Source organism: Candidatus Enterococcus leclercqii, from assembly GCF_009933135.1.
Classification (GTDB): Bacteria; Bacillota; Bacilli; order Lactobacillales; family Enterococcaceae; genus Enterococcus_C; species Enterococcus_C leclercqii.
This window is the reverse complement of sequence record NZ_MAEH01000014.1, coordinates 236,011-259,330: the sequence shown is the minus strand read 5'-3', so window position 1 is coordinate 259,330 and position 23,320 is coordinate 236,011. Positions and strand designations below refer to the sequence as shown.

Genomic DNA, 23,320 nt, shown 5'->3' with positions numbered 1-23,320 from the left:
ACGGTTTATGCCAAAGCTGTAATCAGCTCGTCTTCACCGGTAACAGTGGCTTTGTCGCTTTCAATGATGTCCAGATAATCCCCAACGTTAGTTACGATTATCGGTGTTTCTACACTGTACCCAGCCTGTTGGATAGCAGCGATATCGAAGCTCACCAGCTTTTGGCCACGTTTCACATGATCGCCTTGTTTCACATGAGCTGTAAAGTATTTACCATTCAACTGTACCGTGTCCAAGCCAATGTGAATCAACAACTCCAGACCGTTATCAGAAACCAAACCAATCGCGTGTTTAGTTGGGAACAATGTCATCACCGTTCCATCAAATGGTGCAACAACTTCCCCTTTTTCAGGATGGATCACAACCCCTTTGCCCAGCACGCCTTGTGCAAAAGCTTCGTCTTTTGAAGTAGACAGTGGCATGATGGCGCCTTGAACCGGTGCAGATACGATTTCTTTACGAACTTGCATTTGAGGTTCTGTTTCTGCTGCTTCTACATAATCATCTTTCCACAAGAAGAAGGTCAACGTAAAGCTGATTGCCATAGCAACCAGAACGGAGATAATCGCTGTCCAAGCATACTGTGCATTGCCGTCTGGAGCGATATAGCTTACAATACCAAAGACACCCAAACCACCCATTTGATAAGAAGTAGCACCGTTCATCATCATAATCATGCCCCCGATAGCAGCACCGATCATTGACATGATAAATGGTTTTTTCTTCGGCAATGACAACCCGTAAATTGCTGGTTCAGTTACCCCACAAATTCCTGAGATGATTGCAGGAATCGCCAATGTTTTCAGTTTCTTGTCTTTCAGTTTGAAGAACATAGCAATGATTACTGCAGTTTGTGCGAAGCTGGCTGCAAAAGAACCTGCCAAAACTTGACTCATACCGGTTTCGGTAATCTGCATGATGGCCATTGGTACCACGGCCCAATGAAGACCAAAGATAACCAAGACTTGCCACAGCGCTCCCAAGACTAGCCCATACAATGCTGGTGAGAAGCTCATCAAATTGTTGAAGCCCAAGCTCAACAGATCCGTCGCACCAGAGATGATTGGCCCGATAACCAAGAAACCTACTGGCAAAGCAATCAGTAAAACAAAAAATGGCACAAAGAATGTCTGAACTAGTTCTGGAATCACTCGTTTGGCGATTTTTTGAATCTGAGCTGCAAAAGCAACGATAAAGATGACTGGCATCACAGAACTGGTGTAGTTACCAGCTACCCACGGAATACCCAAGAAGGTTTCGTAAGCCGGCAGTCCGAACAAACTGTGAGCTGCCCCATCTGGATACATGGATGCCAAAGCACTAGCCTGGATTCCTGGGTAACATAACGCCGCTCCGATTACCATCCCTACCATCGTGTTCAAGCCGAATTTCCGAGAAGCCGTATACCCAACAATTACCGGCATGAAGAAGAAGATAGCATCCCCAATAGCATTAAGCATCATATACGTGCCGCCGGTAGTGGTGTATTCAAACCAACCTGTCTGCGTCGCTAAGAATACTAACAGCGCATTCAGCCCTTTTACCATACCCGCTGCTGACAGCGCTCCCAAAAACGGTTGGAAACAGCCACTCAAAATGTCGATAATCCGATTGAAGATATTGCCTCCAGAAGCTTCACCCCCGCTGTCAGCAGAAATACCGGCTACATCGATGACATCTTCATACACTGCCGGTACATGGTTTCCGATGACCACTTGGTATTGGCCGCCTGATTTCATTACGGTTACGACACCGTCCATATTTTTCAAAACCTCATCGTTGGCTTTTCCTTCATCTTTCAATTTGAAACGCAAGCGAGTGATACAGTGGGTCAGGCTATTAATGTTCTCCTTACCCCCGACATTGGCAACGATTTTTTCAGATAACTCACGATATTTTCCCACAATTTTCCCTCCTTATTGGTATGTAGAAAATAAATAAATGCAGACAACCTTTTTAATGCGGGTGAACCTCTTCCCTCCTTTTTCAAAAGTATTATCACTGATTCGCCTTCTGCACCAATCTGGCCAGATGGATTGTCAGATATAATTTTTCATCATTGCTCATCACATAGTGGTACTTTTCTGTAATGAACTGTTGAATCTTTAAGACACATTGATAGGCATTACGGTATTTCCGTTGGATGATCAACAGCAATTCTTCATCGGTCTCGTCCTGATATTGACGGCCGCCCATGATACGAGAAGCAAAAAAGCGCAAATGTGTCGTAAAGCGATAGAAGTAAACCGACTCTTCATCGAACTGGGTTTTGAAATAATAACTGGCAATTTGGATAATCTCCTGCATCAGCTCGGTCATCTCATACACGTCTTGATGCTCCGTCTCAGTTTGGGCGTTGACCAAATGCAGTGCAATATTTCCCGCTTCGTCTTCCCCCAGATCCAGTCGATATTTCGTTTTAATCATGGTCACTGCTTTTTGCCCGATAGAAAATTCATCCGGGAAAAAACGTTTAATGTCCCACAGCAAAAGATTGCGCAAACGAATGCCTTTTTTCACTCGCTGAATTGCTGTATACAGATGGTCAGTGATTGAAATATATACTGAATCATTTACCGGTGCCGACAACTGCTTTTTGGCATCATCGATGATTTCAGTCGCCAACTCCAGATAAGTAACGGGAACATCCATCAGCAATTCTTGAAATCGCTGGGAGGCGCCGGAATCACTCAACCGATAACGCTTATCGATTTTTTCTTCCTCAATGAGATCCCCACACTTCTTTTGAAATGCCAGCCCGCGACCTGACACGATGATTTCGTTATCTTTTTCATCTTTCGTCAAAACCACATTGTTATTTAGAATCTTGACGATTTTCATTTTCAAGCCCCCGATTGTTCATTTTAGAACGATTATTATAATAATTTTCTAATTCATATCACATCTAAATGATAAACAATCAAATCTAAAGTGTCAACGCTTTCACTAAGTTATTTTTTAACTTTTTTTGAGTAGTGAAATCAAGGAAAACATAGAAAAAAACCCAATGAATGCACACCAAAGAAGTGGCTTCATCAGGTTTAGCTTGTTTTTCACAATCACTATCCAGACTTAAGATGTCTATTTAATTCATCTATATCCTAACAAATGACGAAAACGCTGTCAACACTTTTTTGAAAGAAAGTCAAAAAGACATCAAATTAGATTTTCTATGATATTTTATAGAAGTCACTAATAGTAGGCTCTGTCTTTTTAATATTAGTAAAAACAAAGCAGGCACTTTTCATTGCCTTTAGCTTTTTGTTATGATGTGAGCGGAGGGATTAGGATGATAGAAAATCTTTCAGAAAAAATTCGCGTTTCACTTGAGCATACACCGGGAATTGACGGGATTGAACAATGGTTTCACGCCGCAGTCTTCTTACCATTACTTACCCAGGGAGATGGTGAGTGGCATCTGCTTTTTGAAAAGCGGGCAGCCACGATTCGTCAAGGTGGCGAGATCTGCTTTCCTGGCGGAGAAGTAGACGCTAAAGATGCTTCACCTTGCAGCGGTGCTCTACGAGAAACTTTTGAAGAACTCGGTGTCATGGTGCCGTCAGAAAATGTTTGGGGGCAGTTGGATACTTTGCTAATTGCCAGCGGAACGCGCATCTCAGCTTTTGTAGGAGAATTTCCTGTGACAGAGCTTGCGGGACTTACCCCACAACCAGCAGAAGTCGCAGAAGTTTTCACACTGCCACTCACCTATTTTATTGAAAATCCGCCGCAACGCTATTTATGTCCCATTTTGATTCATCCCTATCAAGAAAAAAGCAATACCTTGCAAAAAGAATGGTTCTTACCTGCTGAGACCCTCTTCTTGCCAGCTCGCTACCACGAACCTTGGGGCAACGCTTTTGAAGAAATCTATGTTTTCGAAACCAAATATGGCCCAATCTGGGGACTGACCGCTAAACTGATTCTCCAACTGCTGAAAAAGACTCAACTAATAACCAAATGAACGATGGCAATAAGACGACTACAAATAATGACCGTCGGAACTGATCCACACAATCAGCTACTGACGGTCATCTTATTTTGCCCTTAAGAAATAATCTCGACAGTCTTGGAGTAAGACTGGATAAGAGCCTGTCGCCTATTTCTTGTTTGATGGTGAGACCTTTACAATCTGCAGTCTGCTAATTTTCTGCTGATTGTAATTTATACATATCGGCATACAGACCGTTTTGCTGCAACAGTTCTTCATGGTTGCCTTGTTCCACAACCCGACCTTTGTCCAAAACCAAAATCGTGTCGGCGTCGCGAATGGTGGACAGACGGTGAGCAATCGCAATCGTGGTTCGGCCTCGACGCATCTTGGCTAACCCTTCTTGGATCAAACCTTCTGTTTCCGTATCGATATTAGCCGTTGCTTCATCTAACACGAGAATCTTGGGATCAGTGACCATCGTCCGGGCAAAAGAAATCAGTTGGCGCTGGCCACTAGAATATCCCGCTCCCCTTTCGATTACTTTCCCATGATACCCCCCAGGTAAACTTTCAATAAATTTGTCGGCTTGAACAAAACGGGCGGCAGCTTGAACTTGTTCGTCAGTAATCGTTTGATTTAGCAAACGGATATTGTCAGAAATATCTCCAAAAAACATGAAGGCATCCTGTAAGACCAACCCCATCTTTTGCCGAAGTTCTTCCAGCGGATAGTCACGGATATCCCGATCATCGATGAGGATCTGGCCTTCCGTAAATTCATAAAAGCGCATCAATACATTGATAATCGAGCTTTTCCCGCTGCCGGTATGACCAACCAGTGCGACGGTTTCACCGGGATGGGCCACAAAGGAGATATCCTTCAAAACGTCTTGCTGTCCATCATAAGAAAAGCTGACATTGCGAAATTCAATCTTCCCTTTTTGAATCACCTGATCAGCTCCAGGATTTTGCTGCGGGGTGTATTCTTTTTCATCCATAATCCGCAGAATTCGGCTGGAAGCTACGATGCCATCTGTGAAGACTGAAAGATAATCCATCATCTGACTCATGGGGTTGAAAAAAGCTTGGACATAAGTGGTAAATGCATAAATTAACCCCACTTCTACTGGAGAATGCAGCGCATCGATTCCGAAAAGAGTCAATGACAGCGCCAATGCGATAGCATACAGAAAATTAATAATCGGTGACAACAACAACGAGTTAGTCTTGATCATGGCAAAGCGAGTCTTCAGATAATCGTCATTAATAGTTTCAAACTCTTCGTTTAAACGCGCTTCTTGGCGAAATTGTTGGATGATTCTCATTCCCGAAATTGACTCATTCAACTTGGTATTCAATTGACTGAGCTTTTCCCGCATCCGGCGATAAATCCGTGAGCTGTATTTTTGATAATACCAGATGACTACCAAGAGAATCGGTAAAAATACGAGGTTTGCCAATGCGATCTTAGCAGAAATCTGAAACATCGCAATAAATGACGAAGCGACTGCAAACACACCCGTCAGTAACATCAAAAAGACATACCAAAATTCATAGAGTGTTTCTGTATCATTGGAGACTCGAGATACGATGGAACCTGCTGGTGTTTGATCAAAATAACGCATCCCCAAAGTATGGAGCTTTTCAAACAATTTCGTCCGCACAAACTGATAGGTTCGCAGCGAAGCCATGGAATACATAAACCACTGGTAAAACCAGATGACTGCCTTCATGACCACACCGAAAAGATACAGCGCCGCAAAAAACCAGATAATTTCAGTGGTTGCTGTTTTAGGAGTCAGGTAATCATCCATAAAGGTCTGGATGATACGCGGCAAAAGCACATTGACTACCGATAACAAGAGGGCAAAGCCAATGGCCCCAAAGAAGGTCTTACGAAAAGGTTTGGCGAATTTGAACATCCGCTTAATGATCACCTTTTGTTCGGAAAAAGGGATTGATTTAGACCAAGCTGATTGATTTTCTTCCATTATTCTGTAACCCCTCCTTCGATTTTGGCTTCCAACTGCTGTCGTTCCCACATACGGTGATACCAACCGCCTAGTGCCAACAGTTCTTCATGACTTCCTCTTTCAATGATCCGGCCTTCATCCAAAACAACAATCTCTTTGGCATGCATAACAGAGCTTAGCCGATGGGCGGCAATGATGGTCGTCTTATGTTTACGATAGCTCTTTAGCCCTGATAAGATTGCTTCTTCGGTCTTGGCATCCACCGCTGATAGTGCATCATCCAAAATCAGTAATTCAGGATCTACTACCAATGCTCGCGCAATCGAAATTCGCTGCTTTTGTCCACCTGAAAGGGAAACACCCCGCTCACCTACCATGGTGTCGTACCCCTGGGGCAATCCTTTAATGTCCTCATCAATGGCAGCCAAGGCAGCCGCCGCTTCAACTTTTTCTTGTGCCAATTTTGGATCAGCAAAGCGAATATTGTCACGAATGGTCATAGAAAAGAGAAAATGGTCTTGTGGCACATACCCGATTGCCGGCAAAAGCGCGTCCAACGAATAATCTTTGATGTCAACATCGCCAAACGTGATTTTTCCGTTGTAATCGTCGTATTCTCTCATTAAAAGTTTCAAGAGTGTTGTTTTGCCGGCGCCAGTCTTACCAACAATTCCTAACGTTTCTCCTTTGGTCAATACGAATTTAATCTGTGCAAGAGCCTTTTTTTCAGCTGCATCCGGATAAGCAAACGAAGCAATTTCCACATTCAGATCACCCTCAGCAGGAGTAGTGATTGCATCGGCTTTCTCCACAATGTGGGTCTTTTTTTGCAGCAGTTCTGCCACCCGGTCATAGCTTGCATTTCCTCGTTCTAAAACATTAAACAAGCGGCCAATGGCAAACATCGGCCACACCAACATCCCAATATAGCTGATGAAAGAAACCATCTGACCAATCGTGATTGTCCCTTGCATAATGAAACGGCCACCCACAATGATGGTGATGACATAACTGATTCCGATGATCACCGTAATAAACGGATCGAACAAGGCATCTAGAAAGTTAACCCGTCGATTTTTTACGATGGCCTGGTCAATCTTCTTCTGAAAATCTTCCAAGTCTTCTTTTTCTTGTCCAAATGTTTTGATGACTTTGATTCCGGTAATACTTTCTTGCGTTTTGTCGTTGATATCAGAAAACGCCTCTTGGGAATCACGAAAAGCATCGTGCAGCTTGGAGCCTAGAACCCGAGACGTCACCGCCAAAAGTGGCAACGGCAGCAGCGCAATCAAAGTCAAGCGCCAATCCACAAACAAAATCATGGCAACAATCGTAGCGCCGCCAGTAATAAATGAATCGGCAAAAGTCAGGATTCCAGCTCCTGCCACATTTTGAATGGCATTTAAATCATTGGTCGCATGAGCCATCAAATCACCGGTACGATGCTCTTGATAAAAGACGTGATCCATCTTGGTAAAGTGATCAAAGAGTTGTCGCCGGAGATCTTTTTCTAAACGAGCCGCCCCACCCCAGATATTCATACGCCACACATAGCGAAAAACATACTGGCCTAAAGCCGCCAAGAGTAAAATCACAATCCAAAAGACAATCAACTTCATTTGAATATTATGATCAGCGATTTCATCAATAATGATCCCCACTACTTTTGGTGGGATCAATTGAACCAGAGCCACCAGCACCAGAGCAGTGACTCCAATCAAGTATGCTTTGCGTTCCTTTTTAAAGAACCAGTCCAACTTGCGGAAAATTGACATTTTCAACCTTCTTTCTGATAAGTGCCTTCCCTCTGTTTTCTGATAAGCTTGAATGTTGTCTATTACCAGAGTTTTTAAATAACTCAAGGGAAAAATTTGCTTTTAAATCACAATTGCCTCTTTTGAACACTCGGAGAATCCTTGTTTCCAGTCTGCTTTCTCCAAGATTTAAGGCTGTATTTCGAGGTGATTCTTTCAAGCCACAAAAAAAGACAGCGAGCCGAAAATCAGCCCGCTGGTAACATTGCCTAAGACACTGTCTGCTTACTTTTTCTTATTAGCAGCCTGCTGTCCTTTCATTTGCGCCATCATTTGACGAATCTTTTTCTCAGAAGGCTTTTGCCCCATCGACATCATCATAGAACGCAGCATGTCCTCATTAATGGGAGGATTTTGTTCAAGATAGTTTTGCATATATTTACGGGCCAAAAAGAAACCACCCACAGCACCTAACAACAGTGCGATGACTACCAATAAAACGACTACCGGTGTTTGCATCTCAATTCCTCCTTTCTCTTTGATCTTGCCCAGGCAAAAGCTGCGCAGTCTTCTCAATGAGATATTTTACTAGATATCCCAACAAAAGAAAAGGCGTTTCCCGAAATTCCTCACAATTTCGAAAAGCGCCTACTCTTTTTATTTAAAATCAGCTTAACGCCACATCACGGGCACTGAAAATCCAATTCGCAAAAATATACAGTAACACACCATAGACGCCAATCCCCCCTAAAGACTGCCAAAAATCAAGGGTCAGATAGGCTTCCAGTTTGACACCGGCCAGCTGGGGAATCGTTTCTTTAATATTGGCAGTGTTAAAAATATTCCATTTCAGCCAAGGATACTTTTCTTGCCCCATCATCAGCATACTGTTGAGCAGAGGTGCACCAAACAGCATTCCAATACCTAAGCCTACCGACATTGCCTGAGAACGCATTGCAGCCGAGATGAACATCGTAAGCGCCAGATAAAACAGGATTAGAATCAGATTGACACCGGCAGTCACTAAAGCCACTTTCATCGCCGACCAATCACCAAAGCCACCAGCCTTCAAAAAAGGAGACTCAGCTTTCATAAACAAGTTGGCACTTCCCAAACAAGTCACAAACAAGATGCCCGTGCCCAACAAAGCAAACAGTAACGAATTGATGAACTTGGCCGCAAAAATCTGTGTGCGGGAATAAGGGCGAATCAGTAAAAATTTGATGGTGCCGCGAGAAAATTCTTCAGCGATGGAAGACGCGGCAACAATCACCACAAACAAGTTCAGAAATGAAGTCATCTGGGAAAGAGAAGCAAACATCGAGTTGGCACTGGCGTCTCCTGAAGAGATCATGCCCGTCAAAAAGTTTAACCCACCAGTCAATAGAACTAGCATTCCCAACATGATCCAAGTCGAATTCTTTTTACTCAATTTGATCCATTCATTTTTAACAAGTGCTAGCATCTTATAAGCCTCCCTCTTCGGTCCATTCCAAGAAGACATCTTCTAGTGAATTGACCTTTTGATTCAATTGCAATAAGCCAATCTCGTTTTTGACCAACAAAGCGGCAATTTCGCTACGACGATCTTCACTAGTCGTCACAAAAACTTTGTCACCTTCTGCATGAAGGTTCAAAAATCCTGAGGCTGCCAGCAGTTTTTCAGCAGCTGCATTATCGCTGGTAATCAGTTCAATTACATTACCAGAACCGTTTTTAATTTCAGCCATGGATACTCGGTGAGTAACTTCACCTTTTTGCAAGATGACGAGATGGTCGGCGATTTGCTCGATATCACTCAGCTGATGACTGGAAACCAACACAGAAATCCCCTGGTCTCGTAGGGCTAACATCATCTCCCGAAATTCCCGCATTCCTTTTGGATCGAGACCGTTCATAGGCTCATCAAGGACTAATAACGCTGGTTTATGCAGCAGCGCTTGAGCCACACCTAAGCGTTGACGCATCCCCAATGAATACGTCTTGACCTTCTGATCAATATTGTTTTCTAAATGCACGGCCTTGACCACGTCATCAACCTCTTTTTTAGAAATCTCTTTGCGGGCCATCCGCACATATTGCATCAGGTTATCATATCCAGACATGTAGTTGTAAAACTCGGGATTCTCGATGATGGCGCCGACTTGCGCGATTGCCTTCTTATAGTCTTTAGATAAGGAAATACCGTTGATCATGATATTCCCCTGATCCAGCTGCATCAAAGAAACGATAACTCGAATCAGAGTTGTTTTCCCAGCGCCATTTGGTCCCAACAGCCCTACGATTTGTCCTTTTTCGACTGTAAATGCAACATTTTTGATGATCATCTTCTTACCGATTCGTTTCCAGATATTCGACAATTCCAATACGTTAGACATGTTCATTCCTTCTTTCTGCCTCAGCAAAGTGTTTCAAAACGTAGATTCCTAAGGCGATCTCAACTCCTAATCCCACTAACACTGCCAGCAGTGCAAACGGCCCTCTCCCCACTAAGGAATAAAAGAACGTCTGGCTAACATCCTTGAAAATTACTCCGTCCATGAGTTCTCCTAAATGACTGATACCCGCATCAGCAAACATCAACGCAATAAAAATGATGATTCCCATCAATGGTCGAAGCTTGGAAAAGAAATTTTGGGCAATCGTCATCGTAAGCAATCCGGCAGCCTGCCAAATAACAGAAAAAGAGACAGAAAAAACAAAGACAGTCCGAATAATATCAAAGAAATCTCCCATTCCCGGCCAGGTTATTTCTGTTAAAACAGAGTTGGCAATTCCCAACCAGCTAAGTGCCAAAAATGCAAAATACAGCACCTGGTTGAAAACAGCAAAGCCCATCACAGAAAAGTACAATTTCGTCGAAGAGACCGGCAATAGCCGATAGCGGGGATTTTGCCAAACCTTCATAGCAGAGATATTCTCCATCACAGAAAAAAAGAACATAAAAACCAATAGAAAGCCTAGAAAAGCTGTCGCTGATACGGTGATTTCCTTTTGCGAATCTCCTAGAAAAACAACTAACCGATACGCCAAAATCGTTTCTGCAATCACGATAATTGGAAAACCAATCAGATATTGTTTCAAGTGCTCGTGAAAAAGCTGGCGAAAAATTTTAAATCCCATCACACGTTCCCTCCTACTTTGTCAATACCCGGCGATAAATACCTTCTAAGCCGGTTTGCTGCTTCTCCCGCACCGTTTCCAAATCTGCTTGCAGAGCAATCTGACCATCTTTTAAAATCATCACTTCATCAGTAATATTCTCGATTTCAGTGATTTGATGGGTGGTAATTAATAGCAGACTGTCCTCTTCAAACCAGCGGAGCATTGATTCAATGATTTTTTCCCGCGCCATTAAATCAATCCCGCTGAGCGGTTCATCCAGTAGATAAACCTTTGCTTTGCGACTCAAAGTAGCCACCAATGCCAGCTTTTCACGATTCCCCCGGGATAACCCTTTTAGCTTGTCGGTGGGTTCCAAATTCATAAAACCTAATAATTGCTGGGCCTTACCGATATCAAAATTATCATAAAAATCGGCATAAAAATTTAGTACCTGTTGAATTTGAGAGTCGCTCGCAAAATCGTCAGGATTTGCCAAATAAGAAACCGTTTCTTTGGTCTTGGGACCTACTGGAATCCCATCGATGTGAATGGAACCTTTCCAATTCAGCGCCAAGCCTCCTAAAAGACGCATGATGGTGGTTTTCCCGGAACCATTTTCTCCCAATAGCGCCACAATCTTTCCCCCTTCAAGGGAAAAGTCCAGGTTTTCAATAATTGTCGTTTGCCCCTTGCGATAAGAAACATTCTTTACCTCAATCAAACTCATTGGTACTCCTCCTTTAAAAATGCTGCCGTTTTTTCCAGCGCTTCTTGTGCCGGAATACCGATCCCCTGCATTTTTTGCAAAAAATCTTCTATGATTTGGCGGGTCCGATCTGCACCCAACTGCGCCAATACCTCTTCATCAGTGGTCACAAAACGCCCACGCCCTCTTTGGGTATAGAGGATTTCTTCTCGCTCTAACTCTTGTAAAGCTCGCTGGACAGTATTTGGATTGGTGGACAGTTGAATAGCCATTTCTCTGACGGCAGGTACTTTTTCTCCCGGCAGCAATTCCTTAGAGACGATTTGTTGGATGATCAGGTCCATGATTTGGATGTAAATGGGCCGCTCATCTGAAAATTCCATCTGTCTACCTCCTTTTTCTACTAATAATGTGCCGTTCCTATCCTTTTAAGGAAAACGCCACGTTTGACGTCAGTCTTCCAGGTTTTAAATGTGACATGCATCTGTGTCCTAGTTGAATAATACACACGTACATACATTTTGTCAATCTTCTTATGCTGACTATGCTTATTAGAATAATAGTGCTCCCGTTATCAAACTATTTTTTATCTTACCTAATTTTTATTTAGTTTTATATCTTGTATACGTTTTCAACGAAAGATAAACGTGCTATTATAAACCTACAGGATACATGAAAGGGTGTTGTGTTATGGAACAAACATTAGTTATCATCAAGCCGGATGGTGTCCGGAGAAAATTAGCTGGTCGTATTATTCAGCGTTTCGAAGATCGGCAACTGACCATCAAAGGACTGCAAGTAGCCATGATGGACCGAGAGTTGGCCAAAATTCACTATGATCACTTGAAAGATAAACCATTTTTTAACGAGATTTTAGATTATATGACTTCTGGTCCCGTAATCTATATGGTGTTAGAGGCGGAAAATGCCGTAGAACTAGTCCGGGGGATGGTTGGTTTTACGGATGGGCTGAAAGCCGCACCGGGAACGATTCGCGGCGACTTTGCGATTAATAAAGATGAAAATGTCATTCACGCTTCTGACTGCAGAGAGGCTGCCCAAACAGAGATTGCACGTTTTTTCGGCGTAAGCTTGAATCCAGTAGCCTAAAGCGATTTCAAAGCAAAAATCAAACTGTTTGCTGACAGGTTTTTCGCTAGCCTTTCAACTGATTCCGTAAAAGCATTCATACTAACATTATTGTTCTTTTCTAAAAAACAAAAAAGTAGCAGCTAGTCAGCCTCCTTTGCTTGACTACCTGCTACTTTTCTATTTAATTCTATTGAGAACTTGCATTTTCTATTTTGAATCGAATGACTAAGCCATGATTTTCTCTAAGAGCTCTGGATCAAAGACTTGTTTTTTTAGCATTGCGATTTCAAATCCATAAGGGGCTTTCTTATCCTTTTTGTCTTCTCCCACATAAGGAGTTTCCAGGATTTTCGGCAGCTTTTCTAATTGTGGATGATGAACCACCTTGTTCAGTGCCTCAAAGCCAATGGTGCCAAAACCGATATTGGCGTGACGGTCTTTGTGAGCGCCTTGAGGGTTTTTAGAATCGTTGACATGGACCACTTTCAGTCGTTCTAAGCCAATCACTTTATCGAAGGTATTCAATACACCATCGAAATCCTCTTTAATATTATAGCCGGCATCGTTGGTGTGGCATGTATCCAGTGTAACCGACAATTTTTCATTCAATGTAACCCCATCGATGATTGCAGCTAATTCTTCAAAGGTTCGACCCACTTCAGTTCCTTTGCCGGCCATCGTCTCCAGCGCAATTTGGGGAATCTGGTCTTTTTCCAGCACTTCATTCAAGCCTTTAATAATTTGCTTGATACCCGCCTCGGCACCGGCCCCCACATGAGCCCCTGGATGCAGAGTAATCTGTTTTGCCCCTAATGCCTGGGCTCGCCGAATCTCTTCTCGTAAAAACTCGACAGCAAAGCCAAAGTTTTCCGTTTTAATCGTGTTTCCTAAGTTGATGATGTAAGGAGCGTGAACGACAATATTGGAAAGCCCGTGCTCCTCCATAAATTGTTGGCCGCTGGCAATATTCAATTCTTCAATCGGTTTCCTGCGGGTATTCTGTGGTGCTCCCGTGTAAATCATAAAAGTCGAAGCGCCATAACCGGCCGCTTCCTCTGCTGCTCCCAACAACATTTTTTTTCCACTCATAGAAACATGGGATCCCAATAATAGCATAATTACTTGCTCCTTTTTATAGTTTTAATTGTTAACATTCTAGTAATCTGAAAATGATTTCTCCGTCACTTGATGGTCCTTTTTAAATTCCAAAAGCCGTCACAATAGTGGTCATAAACACCAAGCTCAACAAAAAACTGACAGATGAACAAAAACCAGCAACTTCTTCTTTGACTCCGGCCGCAACCGAATGAATCACACTGAAAAGCGGCACCGGCGTGACTGCCAGAAGACACAAAATCATTTTCACAGTTTGCGAAATCGGCAATGACAAGATGACCAATAACAAGCCACCGCCAATACTGTACCGCAGTCCCAGCGCTTTAACCACGATTCCTAAAGACTGCCGCGGTAAACGGAGTTCCAGATACAGGCCAATCATGAACATGGATAAAAACGTGTTGGCAGCGGCAACTGGGCTCAATACGCTGATGATTTGTGAGGGGAGTTCTACCTGTAACAGGCGAATTACCAGCATCACCACATAACAAGTAAATGGTGGTGTACTCACAAGTTTTTGTAAAATACGGCGGATACTGACCTTTTCGTTGCGCCCTGTCAAAGCGTCAATCGCCACCGTCGTGCCACCTGCCAGCATGATGGAATTGCCAATGTCAAAAATCGACAAGACCGGAATACCGGCACTAAAAAAGCTCTGGACAAAGGGTAGTGTGAAATTTCCAATATTGAAACCCGAAACCCCGTATAGCAAAAACAATTGGTCTGCCGGTGCTTGCTTAGCGGCAAACAGTTTCCCGATAAGAATCTGGACCAAGGTCACCAGGACAGCCCCTGGTATCAAGAGCAGTAAAAAGCCGGATAACTCCAACCGGGCGAGGTTCACAATGATAACTGCCGGAAGGGTGACATTGACAATAATCTGTGACAAGGTATTCCCATCGGCTTTTGATAAGAGCCCCATTCGTTTGATGAACCAGCCTAAAAAGATGATAACAAATAAAGTCAGCGCGTTGATAATGATATGCCCCATCCTACACTCTCCTGCGTTAATTCTATGAAAAGCACTTTTCCAATATGTAAAAAAAGATCGGACCTTGAGCGGACCGATCCAAAGCCATGAATGAATGATTATGTCAGGCCTTTATTGATTAGTTTTTGAAGCCCCTTTTGAATTTCTGCAACGAGTGGCAAGCTAGCCAATTATTGTTACAAGGCAAGATTTACTTTATCAGCCAGACAATTCAGCAGACAAAAGATAAATTAAGCAGGCCGGCGTAATCGCCGGACTAGCTGTTACCTACTATTTGATAGAACTCGTTAACAGAAAAGAAAGACTCTTAAAGACTGCTTCAAAATTCCAGCAAGAAATATTTTTTCTTACCACGGCGAATCACGGTAAAATGCCCTTCAAGCTTATCGTCGTCAGTCAAGACAGCTTCTAATTCTTGACGTCTGTCGCCATTCACATAGATGGCACCGTTTTGAATATCTTCTCTCGCTTGACGCTTGGAAGGCTCGATACCTGCTGTAATCAGCAATTCTACCAAAGTTAGATCATCCTCAGCCTTGACTTGGTAACTTGGCACACCTTTAAACCCTTGTTTGATTTCTGCTGCTGAAAGATCTTTCACATCACCAGAAAACAAAGCCGCAGAAATGTGCAGGGCTTGTTGGTACGTCGCTTCACCGTGAACCAAAGTGGTTACTTCTTTTGCCAACGCTTTTTGTGCCACACGAGATTCTGGAGCAGCCGCGAATTCTTTTTCGATTGCGGCGATTTCATCCAAGCTCAAGAATGTGAAGTATTTCAGGAATTTAACAGCATCCCGGTCATCTGTATTGATCCAGAATTGGTAAAACTCGTAAGGCGTGGTTTTTTCTGGATCCAACCAAACAGCGTTGCCCTCTGTCTTCCCAAATTTAGTGCCATCTGCTTTAGTGATCAATGGCATAGTCAGTCCAAATCCTTGAACTTCTCGCTCACGTCGCAGCAATTCAATTCCAGACGTGATGTTGCCCCATTGATCAGAGCCGCCCAATTGCAACAGACAGCCTTGTGTATCGTATAATTTCAAAAAGTCGTAGGCCTGCAGCAACTGATAAGCAAACTCGGTGTAGGAAATACCAGTTTCAATCCGGCGTTTAACACTTTCTTTTGACATCATGTAATTAATGGTGAAATTTTTGCCGACATCCCGCAAGAAATCGATCAGTTTCATTTCCCCCAACCAATCATAATTATTGGCAACAATCGCAGGATTGGTGTCATCGTCAAAATCGATAAAGCGAGAAAGTTGGTTTTTGATGCTTTGGGACCACTCTTTGACCGTATCCAGCGTATTCAACTGACGCTCTTGATCTTTAAAGGAAGGATCCCCAATCATTCCCGTACCGCCGCCCACAAGAGCGATAGGTACATGACCGTTTTGTTGGAAACGTCGCAGCATCAAAATCGGCAGCAAATGACCGATATGCAGACTGTCCGCCGTCGGGTCAAAGCCGATATACAACTTCACAGACTCTTCGTTTAATTGTTTTTCCAGTGCCGCTTCATCGGTGACCTGGTGCACCAGACCGCGACCTTTCAGTTCTTCAAAAAATGCAGAACCCATGGTGTAGCCTCCTTATTCATTGTCAGATGCTCGTAACAGGTGAAACCCGAGCATCCTCTGATCACCAAGGCAAACGCACTTTGCCAAATCTCGGTGATTTTCCTTTTCTTTACCTGTTCATCTTAACTGAATTGCCCTGTAAATAAAAGGGTTACGAAGGGAATTGTTTGCGATTTTATTAGTATTGCGGCAGCGATTTTCTGAGCACTGTCCATTTGAAGTCTTTTTTGCTATAATACAACGGTAATTGTCTTACTTCTGGGCGCAAGGCCGCTCAGTTTTATTCTATGATTGAGGTGAAAAATGTGCCCCAAAGAAAAAAACGCCAACACCACGATGAGCCAGAGGCAAAATCGAAGGGTTGGTTTTATTTTAATGTCACGCTGCGAACACTCCACGCGCTGCTCTTGGTAATCATCTCCTTTTTAATCATCGGTGGTGCTTTAGCAGCCGGTATCGGTGCTGGTTACTTTGCTTACCTGGTAGAAGATACCAAGACGCCCACTAAAAAGGAAATGCAGAAAACTCTGGGAGAGTATTCCGAGACATCGAAGTTGGTCTATGCGGACAACAGCAATATCTCAACGATTCGCTCTGACTTAATGCGAACAGCAGTCAAATCAGATAAGATTTCCGACTTGTTGAAGCAAGCCATCATTGATACCGAAGATGAATATTTCAATGAACACAACGGTGTCGTCCCTAAATCCGTCGTGCGGGCCCTCTTATCGGAAGCTACCGGATTTGGCGGTGGTGGCGGTGGTTCGACGTTGACACAGCAGTTGGTAAAACAACAGGTGCTGAGCAATGAAACGACCTTTAAGCGTAAGGCTAACGAAATTCTTTTGGCGATGGAAGTGGAAAAGTATTTCTCCAAAGATGAAATCGTCACTATGTACCTGAATGTCTCACCATTTGGGCGGAACAATCGGGGCCAAAATATCGCTGGTGTCCAAGAAGCTGCCAAAGGGATCTTCGGGAAAAATGCAGATGAAGTCAACCTTGCCCAAGCAGCATTTATCGCCGGCTTGCCTCAAAGTCCTATCACGTACAGTCCTTACGACAATACCGGTCAGCTCAAAGAAAATCTTTCTGCCGGCTTGAAGCGTAAAGATTTCGTCCTCTTTAGTATGTACCGCAACCACAGTATTACTAAAAAGGAATACGAAGAAGCAAAAAAATATGACCTGACCAAAGACTTTCTACCTCGCCAAGAACGAGATGCCAACGACCACGGCTATCTTTATTACACGGTTTTGGGTGAGGCACAGGAACTGATGGCAGACAAGCTGCGAAAAGATGACAAGGTTTCCGATAAAGAGTATCAAAAGGAAAAAGTCAAAAAAGAGTATCTTGAAAAAGCCTCTTCAGAATTGGTTTCCGGTGGCTATACGGTCAAATCCACCATCGACAAAACAATCTATAATGCGATGCAGGATGCGGTGGCAGAATACGGTTATATGTTAGACGGTGAAAATACCGGGACAGTGCAAGTGGGCAATATCATGATGGATAATCACACGGGTCGCATCTTGGGCTTTGTTGGTGGTCGGGACTTCAATGATACGCAGCTTAACCACGCCTTTAATATCACACGTCCCGCAGGCTCTTCTATCAAACCGCTATTGGTCTACGGACCGGCGATTGACCAAGGCCTAATCGGTACAGAAACCAAGCTTTCCGACTTTGAAACCACTTGGCAAAATGGCGAAGACAAAGGAAAACCCATCGTCAATGCCACCAATACCGGTTCTAACACCTTCCAGTCCGTCAGAGAAGCCCTGGTTCAATCCAGCAATATCCCGGCGACCCATGTCTATCGGGATTTCCAGGAAAAAGTCGGAGAGACCGCTGCTTATGACGAATACTTGAAAAAAATGAATTTTGCCGCTAGTGATGACTGGTTCAATGAATCTGCAGCTTTAGGCCCTAACGACGTCTCACCATTAAATGAGACAAACGGCTTCCAAACACTGGCGAATGGCGGCGTTTATCAAGAAGGCTACATGATTGACTCCATTACCGACAATGCCGGCAATGTTATCTACCAGCACAAAGAAAATCCCGTTCAAGTCTATTCCAAACAAACCGCCTCTATCATGAATGACTTGATGCGCGGCATTGTGGATGCTGGCTATACGACACGGTTTAAAGATTTCGTATCCAGCTTAAATTGGTACTTGGGAGAAGGCGATTGGGTGGGTAAAACCGGTTCTTCTGATGAATACCGCGACTCCTGGCTGATCGTATCAACACCAGCAATTACCATCAGCAGTTGGTCGGGGGTAGAAAATAACACTATCAAAAACGATCGCAATGCCTCGGTCCGAACTGCCAATTATATGGCCTATCTAGTCAATCGCGTCTACATGGCCAATCCAGATGTCTTTGGCATCGATCAGCGATTCCAACTGGCAGACGGCGTCAAATCCTATGAAGTTGCCAAAGCGACTGGCGAACTGCCGGGGAAGGTCACCGTTAATAAGAAAGAACAAACTGTACCTTTAGAAACAGTGAGCTCTCTTTATGCAAAAGGCGAACCAGCTAAAAGTAGTTTTGAGTTTGGTATCGGTGGCACGGCAGCCAACTATCAAGCCTATTGGGAAACGATTTACGGCAAAGAAGAAGAAAAGAAAAAGACGGAAGAAAAAGATAAGAATAAGACTGGAACTTCTAGCTCCAGTTCGGCAGCAGGTGCTGGTGCCGACCAGACGACCCCTTCTTCTGAATCTGCTGACAACAAAGAAGAAACCAAAGACTCCAGCACCTCAGAAGATGATAAAAAAACAGAGACGTCAAAAGACACTGAAAAAAATGAGGACAACAAAGAAACACAAAAAAATTGAGCTATTGAATAGAGCGACTGCGTAGTGGCTTTGTAGCAATCATTAGCGATCGCTACAAAGCCAGCACTACCAAATGTGAGCCAAAAAAGACGGCGATCTTTCCTAAAAATCATTGGAAAGTCGCCGTCTTTTTGCGCTTAAGCCTTTCAAAAAAGCGTCCCCCACAAATAATCGGGAGACGCTTTTTCTACGACAGCTTATTTAGTTGAGCCTTTTTCATCAATACCATATGGCAAGATGATGCTTTTTTCTTCTACATCTTCTTTATTCATCATTTTTGTCAACAGGCGCATCGATACGGCACCTAAATCATACAAAGGTTGTGTGATTGATGACAACCGTGGACGAGCGACATCTGTCAATAAAGAATTGTTGCTGGTGATGATTTCAAAGTCTTCCGGAATTTTCTTGCCGGCATCAATCAAACCGTCCAAAATTCCGATAGCTAATTCATCATCAGTGACGTAAGCTGCAGTTGCACCACTGTTTAGGATGCGTTCTACCAAACCTAAGCCGTCTTTAAAGCTGTATTTAGCTTCGAAGATCAGTCCTTCATTGTACTCCAAATTATTTTCTTTCAATGCTGCTTTGTACCCTTTCAAGCGGTTTTGACCATTGATTGGATCAATCAGCGCGCCGCTGACAAAAGCAATCTTCTGGTTGCCGTTTTTCGCCAACAAATCAACTGCATCTTTGGTTGCTGCAGTGTAATCAATATTGACAGAGCCAACTTGTTCATCGGGATCGATGGAGCCTGCCAAAACTACTGGTGTCTTAGAACGAGAAAATTCGCCTCGTACTTCATCGGTAATTCGATGACCCATGAAAATAACGCCATCTACTTGTTTTGCCAACAAGTTGTTCAAGACATTGACTTCCTTTTGGCTGTCGCCGTCAGAGTTGGCTAAAATGATGTTATATTTGTACATGGTGGCAACATCGTCAATCCCCCGCGCCAAAGAAGAGAAGAACATGTTGCTGACATCAGGGATAATCACCCCGACAGTTGTTGTCTTTTTGCTGGCCAGCCCACGAGCCACGGCATTGGGACGGTAATCCAGACGATCAATGACCTCTAGAACCTTTTTACGAGTGGCTGGTTTAACGTTAGGATTCCCATTGACCACCCGTGAAACGGTTGCCATTGAAACGTTGGCTTCCCGTGCAACATCATAGATTGTAATAGTTTGTTTATCCATATTTATGCTCCTTTTTTTCATTTTCAGAAAATCTGATTTACATTTCTAGGTAAGAATATCATGTTATTTCAAAGAATGCAACCGTTTTATTCCCATTTTCATGAAAACTAACTGTTTCTTTCAATTATTCTTTTGATCTTATCATGCTATAATAGAAACGACTTGCAAGACAGCCACCTCGTTTGCCAGCTTACGTTTTTGTTAACAAGCGGGGGGTGATTTATGAATCGGAAAAGAGGATGCTTTATGAATCAAGAAAAAATTTCCCAACTGCGTAGTGCCCTCTCGCAAAACCATGCAGACTTGGCTTACGTCACTGATCCTGGTCACATCGCCTATTTGAGCGGCTATGCCAGCGATCCCCACGAACGGATCCTTGCCTTGTTCATCCCGATCGATGGCGATCCATTTTTGTTCACACCGGCTTTGGAAGTAGAAGATGCTCAAAACAGCAGCTGGCCTTATGATGTCCTTGGTTACCTGGATAGCGAAAATCCGTGGCAAATGATTCAGTCAGCCATCAATGACCGCTATGGCAAACCAGCTAAGATGGCATTGGAGAAAAATGCCTTAACTGTCGATCGCTTTGAGTTGCTGCAAAAAATGTTCCCCCAATGTGACTTTTCCTTTGATCTGACCCCTACTTTGCAAAAATTGATGCTCATCAAAACCGAGGCAGAAATTCAAACGATGCTTGAAGCCGGTAACTGGGCAGATGTTGCCTTTGAAATCGGATTTGCGGCAGTCAAAGAAGGGGCACAAGAAGCGGAAATCGTCGCGGAAATCGAATATCAATTGAAACGCCGGGGTGTCTCTCATATGAGTTTTGATACGATGGTCTTAGCGGGGACCAACGCTGCCAGTCCCCACGGCGAACCAGGTAAAAATACAGTGAAACCTCATGAATTGGTACTTTTTGACCTTGGTACTATCTGGAATGGCTATTGTAGTGATGCCACCCGTACAGTTGCCTTCAAAGAGCCGACTGCTTTTCAGCGGGAAATCTACGAACTGACTTTAAATGCACAACTGACAGCAGAAAAAGCCGTTCGTCCTGGCGTGACTGCTGCACAATTGGATCAGATTGCTCGTGATGTGATTACTGAAGCTGGCTACGGCGAGTATTTCAATCACCGACTGGGACACGGGATTGGCACCACTGTCCATGAATTTCCTTCGCTAGTCGCCGGTAACGACCTGGTGATTGAAGAAGGCATGTGCTTTTCTTTGGAACCAGGCATCTACATTCCCGGTAAAGTCGGCGTCAGGATCGAAGACTGTGTCTATGTCACTTCAGACGGCTGTGTTCCTTTCACTAAAACTGATAAGCAGCTCATCGTCTTGGATTGATTTTGACTCTAAGATAACTAAGTATAAAAAGATAGTTTCATCGTTTATTTGCATTGTACCTTTGAAGTTTTTAACAGTGAAAATCCCAATCATCTCCATTGTGTTTAATGGAAATGACTGGGATTTTTACTTGAGGCTTATATTGATGTTTTTCACTTTGTAGGATGGTGACAGGACGATTATCCCGACCTATTTCCTTTTATCATGGAAGTTTTTCTTAGGCATCTCCTTGGTCAGGATTGTTTTCTTCCATGACTTCTTTTAAATCGGCAGCGGCATCTTCAAATGATTCTTTCGCTTCTATCGTGTTTTCAGTCGCAGTATCTTTTAAATCCGCAGCTGCAGCTTGGGTTTCGGCTTTCAGGTCATCGACTACGGGTTTCGCCTCGTCTACAGCATCCGCGGCTGTTTCCTTAAAATCACCCGTTGCATCTTTAACATCAATCACAATGTCTTCCATGCTGTCTTGTACCTCATCTGCCAGATTGGAACCTTCTTCTTTCAGCTCATCAGCTGATTTTTTGAAACGTTGGGACAAGTCGCCAGTCTGCTTTTTCAGGTTTTCCAATAAATCCCCGGAACCTTCGTGGAGATTATCAAAGGAATCTGCCGTTTTATCTTTGATATTACCCGCCAAATCTTCGGCTTGTTGGCTAAATTTCACAGCTGTGTCTTTGGCAACTTCTGTCAAATCACCGCTCTTTTCTTTGACAACATCGGTATAATCACTGACAGTATCCAAAAAATCATCTGCTCTCGCTGCCAATTTTTCTCGCAATTCTTTTCCTGATTCAGGAGCTAATAACAATGCTGCCGCTGCTGCTGCACTGGCACCGATTACGGCGCCTAATAAAAATCCACCTGTTTTACCCATTTCCTATCCCTCCATATACTTGCTTTTTTAAGGCTGGTAATCTAATAGTAGATCGCCACGCCGGATACTTACTTAACCTTTTTTACTGTTGCGCTCTTTGAAAAATTTCATGGCCGTCTGACCAACTTTTCCGGCAACCGTCGCCTGAGCTGTCGTTTTAGTGACTGCTCCCAGTTTGGAGATTGCCTGTTTTCCGGAGTTGTTTAACTCGGAGACACTTTCACTAAGATCAGCGACTGCCGTAAACAACGGATCAATCGTTGCTACTTTACCATTGACATCATTTAATAGCGCATTGGTCTTCACCAACAGTCCTTCTACTTCACTTGATAAAACGTCGACATCTTTGGTTACTACGCGAATCGTCGTATTGGCCTCCTCGACTGTTTGTGTAACCTTTGTCACTGTTTTTGATACTTGCATCAGTACTCGAACAAGAAAAACTACCAATACCGCAAATGCCACAGCGGCGATCAACGCCGCGATCTCTCCTCCGCTCATAACTTCGGCTCCCTTCTGCTTCTACATAGTTCAAGAATATCATTACCGTAAATCAATCACAAATAAAATACCCGTAAATCAGGTTTTTAATGACTTTTTCTGCGACATTCCCTGCTGTTTGTCGTCGCTTCTTTTAGCGACTATCTCACAGGGATCTTTTCTGCCGATTAACTGCCCATTTGAAAAGTCCAACAGACAAAGTATGCGCCCTTGTTTATGAAAGCCTCTCCTCCCCTTTTTTGCCTGCGTGTAACAAGCAAAAGTAAAAGACAGTCCAAAACATTTGAGAGATTGGTCA

At 43.5% G+C, this 23,320-nt stretch carries 20 protein-coding genes; 4 read left to right on the top strand and 16 right to left on the bottom strand.

Going from position 1 to position 23,320, the window contains the following annotated elements:
* Nucleotides 1–5: 5 nt before the first annotated feature.
* Both BAU14_RS07640 and licT read right to left on the bottom strand, forming a co-directional pair.
* The gene (locus BAU14_RS07640; protein ID WP_161899496.1) at nucleotides 6–1,904 is read right to left on the bottom strand and encodes a beta-glucoside-specific PTS transporter subunit IIABC; all 1,899 of its coding nucleotides are present in this window, start codon (nucleotides 1,902–1,904) and stop codon (nucleotides 6–8) included.
* Between the two features lie 94 nt (nucleotides 1,905–1,998).
* Nucleotides 1,999–2,841 (bottom strand): BglG family transcription antiterminator LicT, encoded by an 843-nt coding sequence (gene licT / locus BAU14_RS07635; RefSeq protein ID WP_161899495.1) that lies wholly within the window; start codon nucleotides 2,839–2,841, stop codon nucleotides 1,999–2,001.
* A gap of 448 nt (nucleotides 2,842–3,289) precedes the next feature.
* Here licT and BAU14_RS07630 point away from each other — a divergent pair, with 448 nt between their 5' ends.
* Complete coding sequence (locus BAU14_RS07630) at nucleotides 3,290–3,964, top strand: NUDIX hydrolase (RefSeq protein ID WP_161899494.1); 675 nt, start codon at nucleotides 3,290–3,292, stop codon at nucleotides 3,962–3,964.
* Between the two features lie 178 nt (nucleotides 3,965–4,142).
* On the opposite strand, the gene BAU14_RS07625 is transcribed toward BAU14_RS07630, so the two are convergent.
* From BAU14_RS07625 to BAU14_RS07590, 8 genes are all read right to left on the bottom strand, one after another.
* Complete coding sequence (locus BAU14_RS07625) at nucleotides 4,143–5,924, bottom strand: ABC transporter ATP-binding protein (RefSeq protein ID WP_161899493.1); 1,782 nt, start codon at nucleotides 5,922–5,924, stop codon at nucleotides 4,143–4,145.
* Nucleotides 5,924–7,681, bottom strand: coding sequence for an ABC transporter ATP-binding protein (locus BAU14_RS07620; protein ID WP_161899492.1), 1,758 nt, complete (start codon nucleotides 7,679–7,681; stop codon nucleotides 5,924–5,926). The genes BAU14_RS07625 and BAU14_RS07620 overlap by 1 nt, the downstream gene beginning before the upstream one ends.
* 264 nt (nucleotides 7,682–7,945) lie before the next feature.
* Complete coding sequence (locus tag BAU14_RS07615) at nucleotides 7,946–8,179, bottom strand: YneF family protein (RefSeq protein ID WP_161899491.1); 234 nt, start codon at nucleotides 8,177–8,179, stop codon at nucleotides 7,946–7,948.
* A gap of 148 nt (nucleotides 8,180–8,327) precedes the next feature.
* Complete coding sequence (locus tag BAU14_RS07610) at nucleotides 8,328–9,125, bottom strand: ABC transporter permease (protein WP_161899490.1); 798 nt, start codon at nucleotides 9,123–9,125, stop codon at nucleotides 8,328–8,330.
* Nucleotide 9,126: 1 nt separating this feature from the next.
* Nucleotides 9,127–10,038: an ABC transporter ATP-binding protein gene (locus BAU14_RS07605; protein WP_161899489.1), complete on the bottom strand. Its 912-nt coding sequence runs from the start codon at nucleotides 10,036–10,038 to the stop codon at nucleotides 9,127–9,129.
* Nucleotides 10,031–10,783, bottom strand: coding sequence for a hypothetical protein (locus BAU14_RS07600; RefSeq protein ID WP_161899488.1), 753 nt, complete (start codon nucleotides 10,781–10,783; stop codon nucleotides 10,031–10,033). Before BAU14_RS07600 ends, BAU14_RS07605 begins: the two co-directional genes overlap by 8 nt.
* A 13-nt stretch (nucleotides 10,784–10,796) precedes the next feature.
* Nucleotides 10,797–11,492 carry an ABC transporter ATP-binding protein gene (locus BAU14_RS07595; RefSeq protein ID WP_161899487.1) on the bottom strand — a complete coding sequence of 232 codons (696 nt, stop codon included), beginning with the start codon at nucleotides 11,490–11,492 and terminating at the stop codon, nucleotides 10,797–10,799.
* A complete protein-coding gene (locus BAU14_RS07590) occupies nucleotides 11,489–11,854 on the bottom strand; it encodes a GntR family transcriptional regulator (protein WP_161899486.1) in 366 nt (121 codons plus the stop codon). The genes BAU14_RS07595 and BAU14_RS07590 overlap by 4 nt, the downstream gene beginning before the upstream one ends.
* Before the next feature lie 307 nt (nucleotides 11,855–12,161).
* On the opposite strand from BAU14_RS07590, the gene ndk reads away from it, so the two are divergent.
* Nucleotides 12,162–12,581, top strand: coding sequence for a nucleoside-diphosphate kinase (gene ndk, locus BAU14_RS07585; protein ID WP_161899485.1), 420 nt, complete (start codon nucleotides 12,162–12,164; stop codon nucleotides 12,579–12,581).
* A 207-nt stretch (nucleotides 12,582–12,788) separates the two neighbouring features.
* On the opposite strand, the gene BAU14_RS07580 is transcribed toward ndk, so the two are convergent.
* The 3 genes from BAU14_RS07580 to tyrS form a co-directional block, all read right to left on the bottom strand.
* The gene (locus tag BAU14_RS07580; RefSeq protein WP_161899484.1) at nucleotides 12,789–13,679 is read right to left on the bottom strand and encodes a deoxyribonuclease IV; all 891 of its coding nucleotides are present in this window, start codon (nucleotides 13,677–13,679) and stop codon (nucleotides 12,789–12,791) included.
* 82 nt (nucleotides 13,680–13,761) lie between these two features.
* The gene (locus tag BAU14_RS07575) at nucleotides 13,762–14,670 is read right to left on the bottom strand and encodes an AEC family transporter (RefSeq protein WP_161899483.1); all 909 of its coding nucleotides are present in this window, start codon (nucleotides 14,668–14,670) and stop codon (nucleotides 13,762–13,764) included.
* Nucleotides 14,671–14,989: 319 nt separating this feature from the next.
* Nucleotides 14,990–16,252, bottom strand: a complete 1,263-nt coding sequence (tyrS, locus tag BAU14_RS07570; protein ID WP_161899482.1) for a tyrosine--tRNA ligase — start codon at nucleotides 16,250–16,252, stop codon at nucleotides 14,990–14,992.
* Between the two features lie 287 nt (nucleotides 16,253–16,539).
* Here tyrS and BAU14_RS07565 point away from each other — a divergent pair, with 287 nt between their 5' ends.
* Nucleotides 16,540–19,098, top strand: a complete 2,559-nt coding sequence (locus BAU14_RS07565) for a transglycosylase domain-containing protein (protein ID WP_161899481.1) — start codon at nucleotides 16,540–16,542, stop codon at nucleotides 19,096–19,098.
* A 197-nt stretch (nucleotides 19,099–19,295) separates the two neighbouring features.
* Here BAU14_RS07565 and ccpA read toward each other — a convergent pair whose 3' ends face one another.
* Nucleotides 19,296–20,297, bottom strand: coding sequence for a catabolite control protein A (gene ccpA, locus BAU14_RS07560; protein ID WP_161899480.1), 1,002 nt, complete (start codon nucleotides 20,295–20,297; stop codon nucleotides 19,296–19,298).
* A gap of 246 nt (nucleotides 20,298–20,543) precedes the next feature.
* Here ccpA and BAU14_RS07555 point away from each other — a divergent pair, with 246 nt between their 5' ends.
* The gene (locus tag BAU14_RS07555) at nucleotides 20,544–21,647 is read left to right on the top strand and encodes an aminopeptidase P family protein (protein WP_161899479.1); all 1,104 of its coding nucleotides are present in this window, start codon (nucleotides 20,544–20,546) and stop codon (nucleotides 21,645–21,647) included.
* 217 nt (nucleotides 21,648–21,864) lie between these two features.
* On the opposite strand, the gene BAU14_RS07550 is transcribed toward BAU14_RS07555, so the two are convergent.
* Nucleotides 21,865–22,521, bottom strand: coding sequence for a YtxH domain-containing protein (locus tag BAU14_RS07550; RefSeq protein ID WP_161899478.1), 657 nt, complete (start codon nucleotides 22,519–22,521; stop codon nucleotides 21,865–21,867).
* 72 nt (nucleotides 22,522–22,593) lie between these two features.
* Nucleotides 22,594–23,022, bottom strand: a complete 429-nt coding sequence (locus tag BAU14_RS07545; protein WP_161899477.1) for a DUF948 domain-containing protein — start codon at nucleotides 23,020–23,022, stop codon at nucleotides 22,594–22,596.
* Nucleotides 23,023–23,320: the final 298 nt, after the last annotated feature.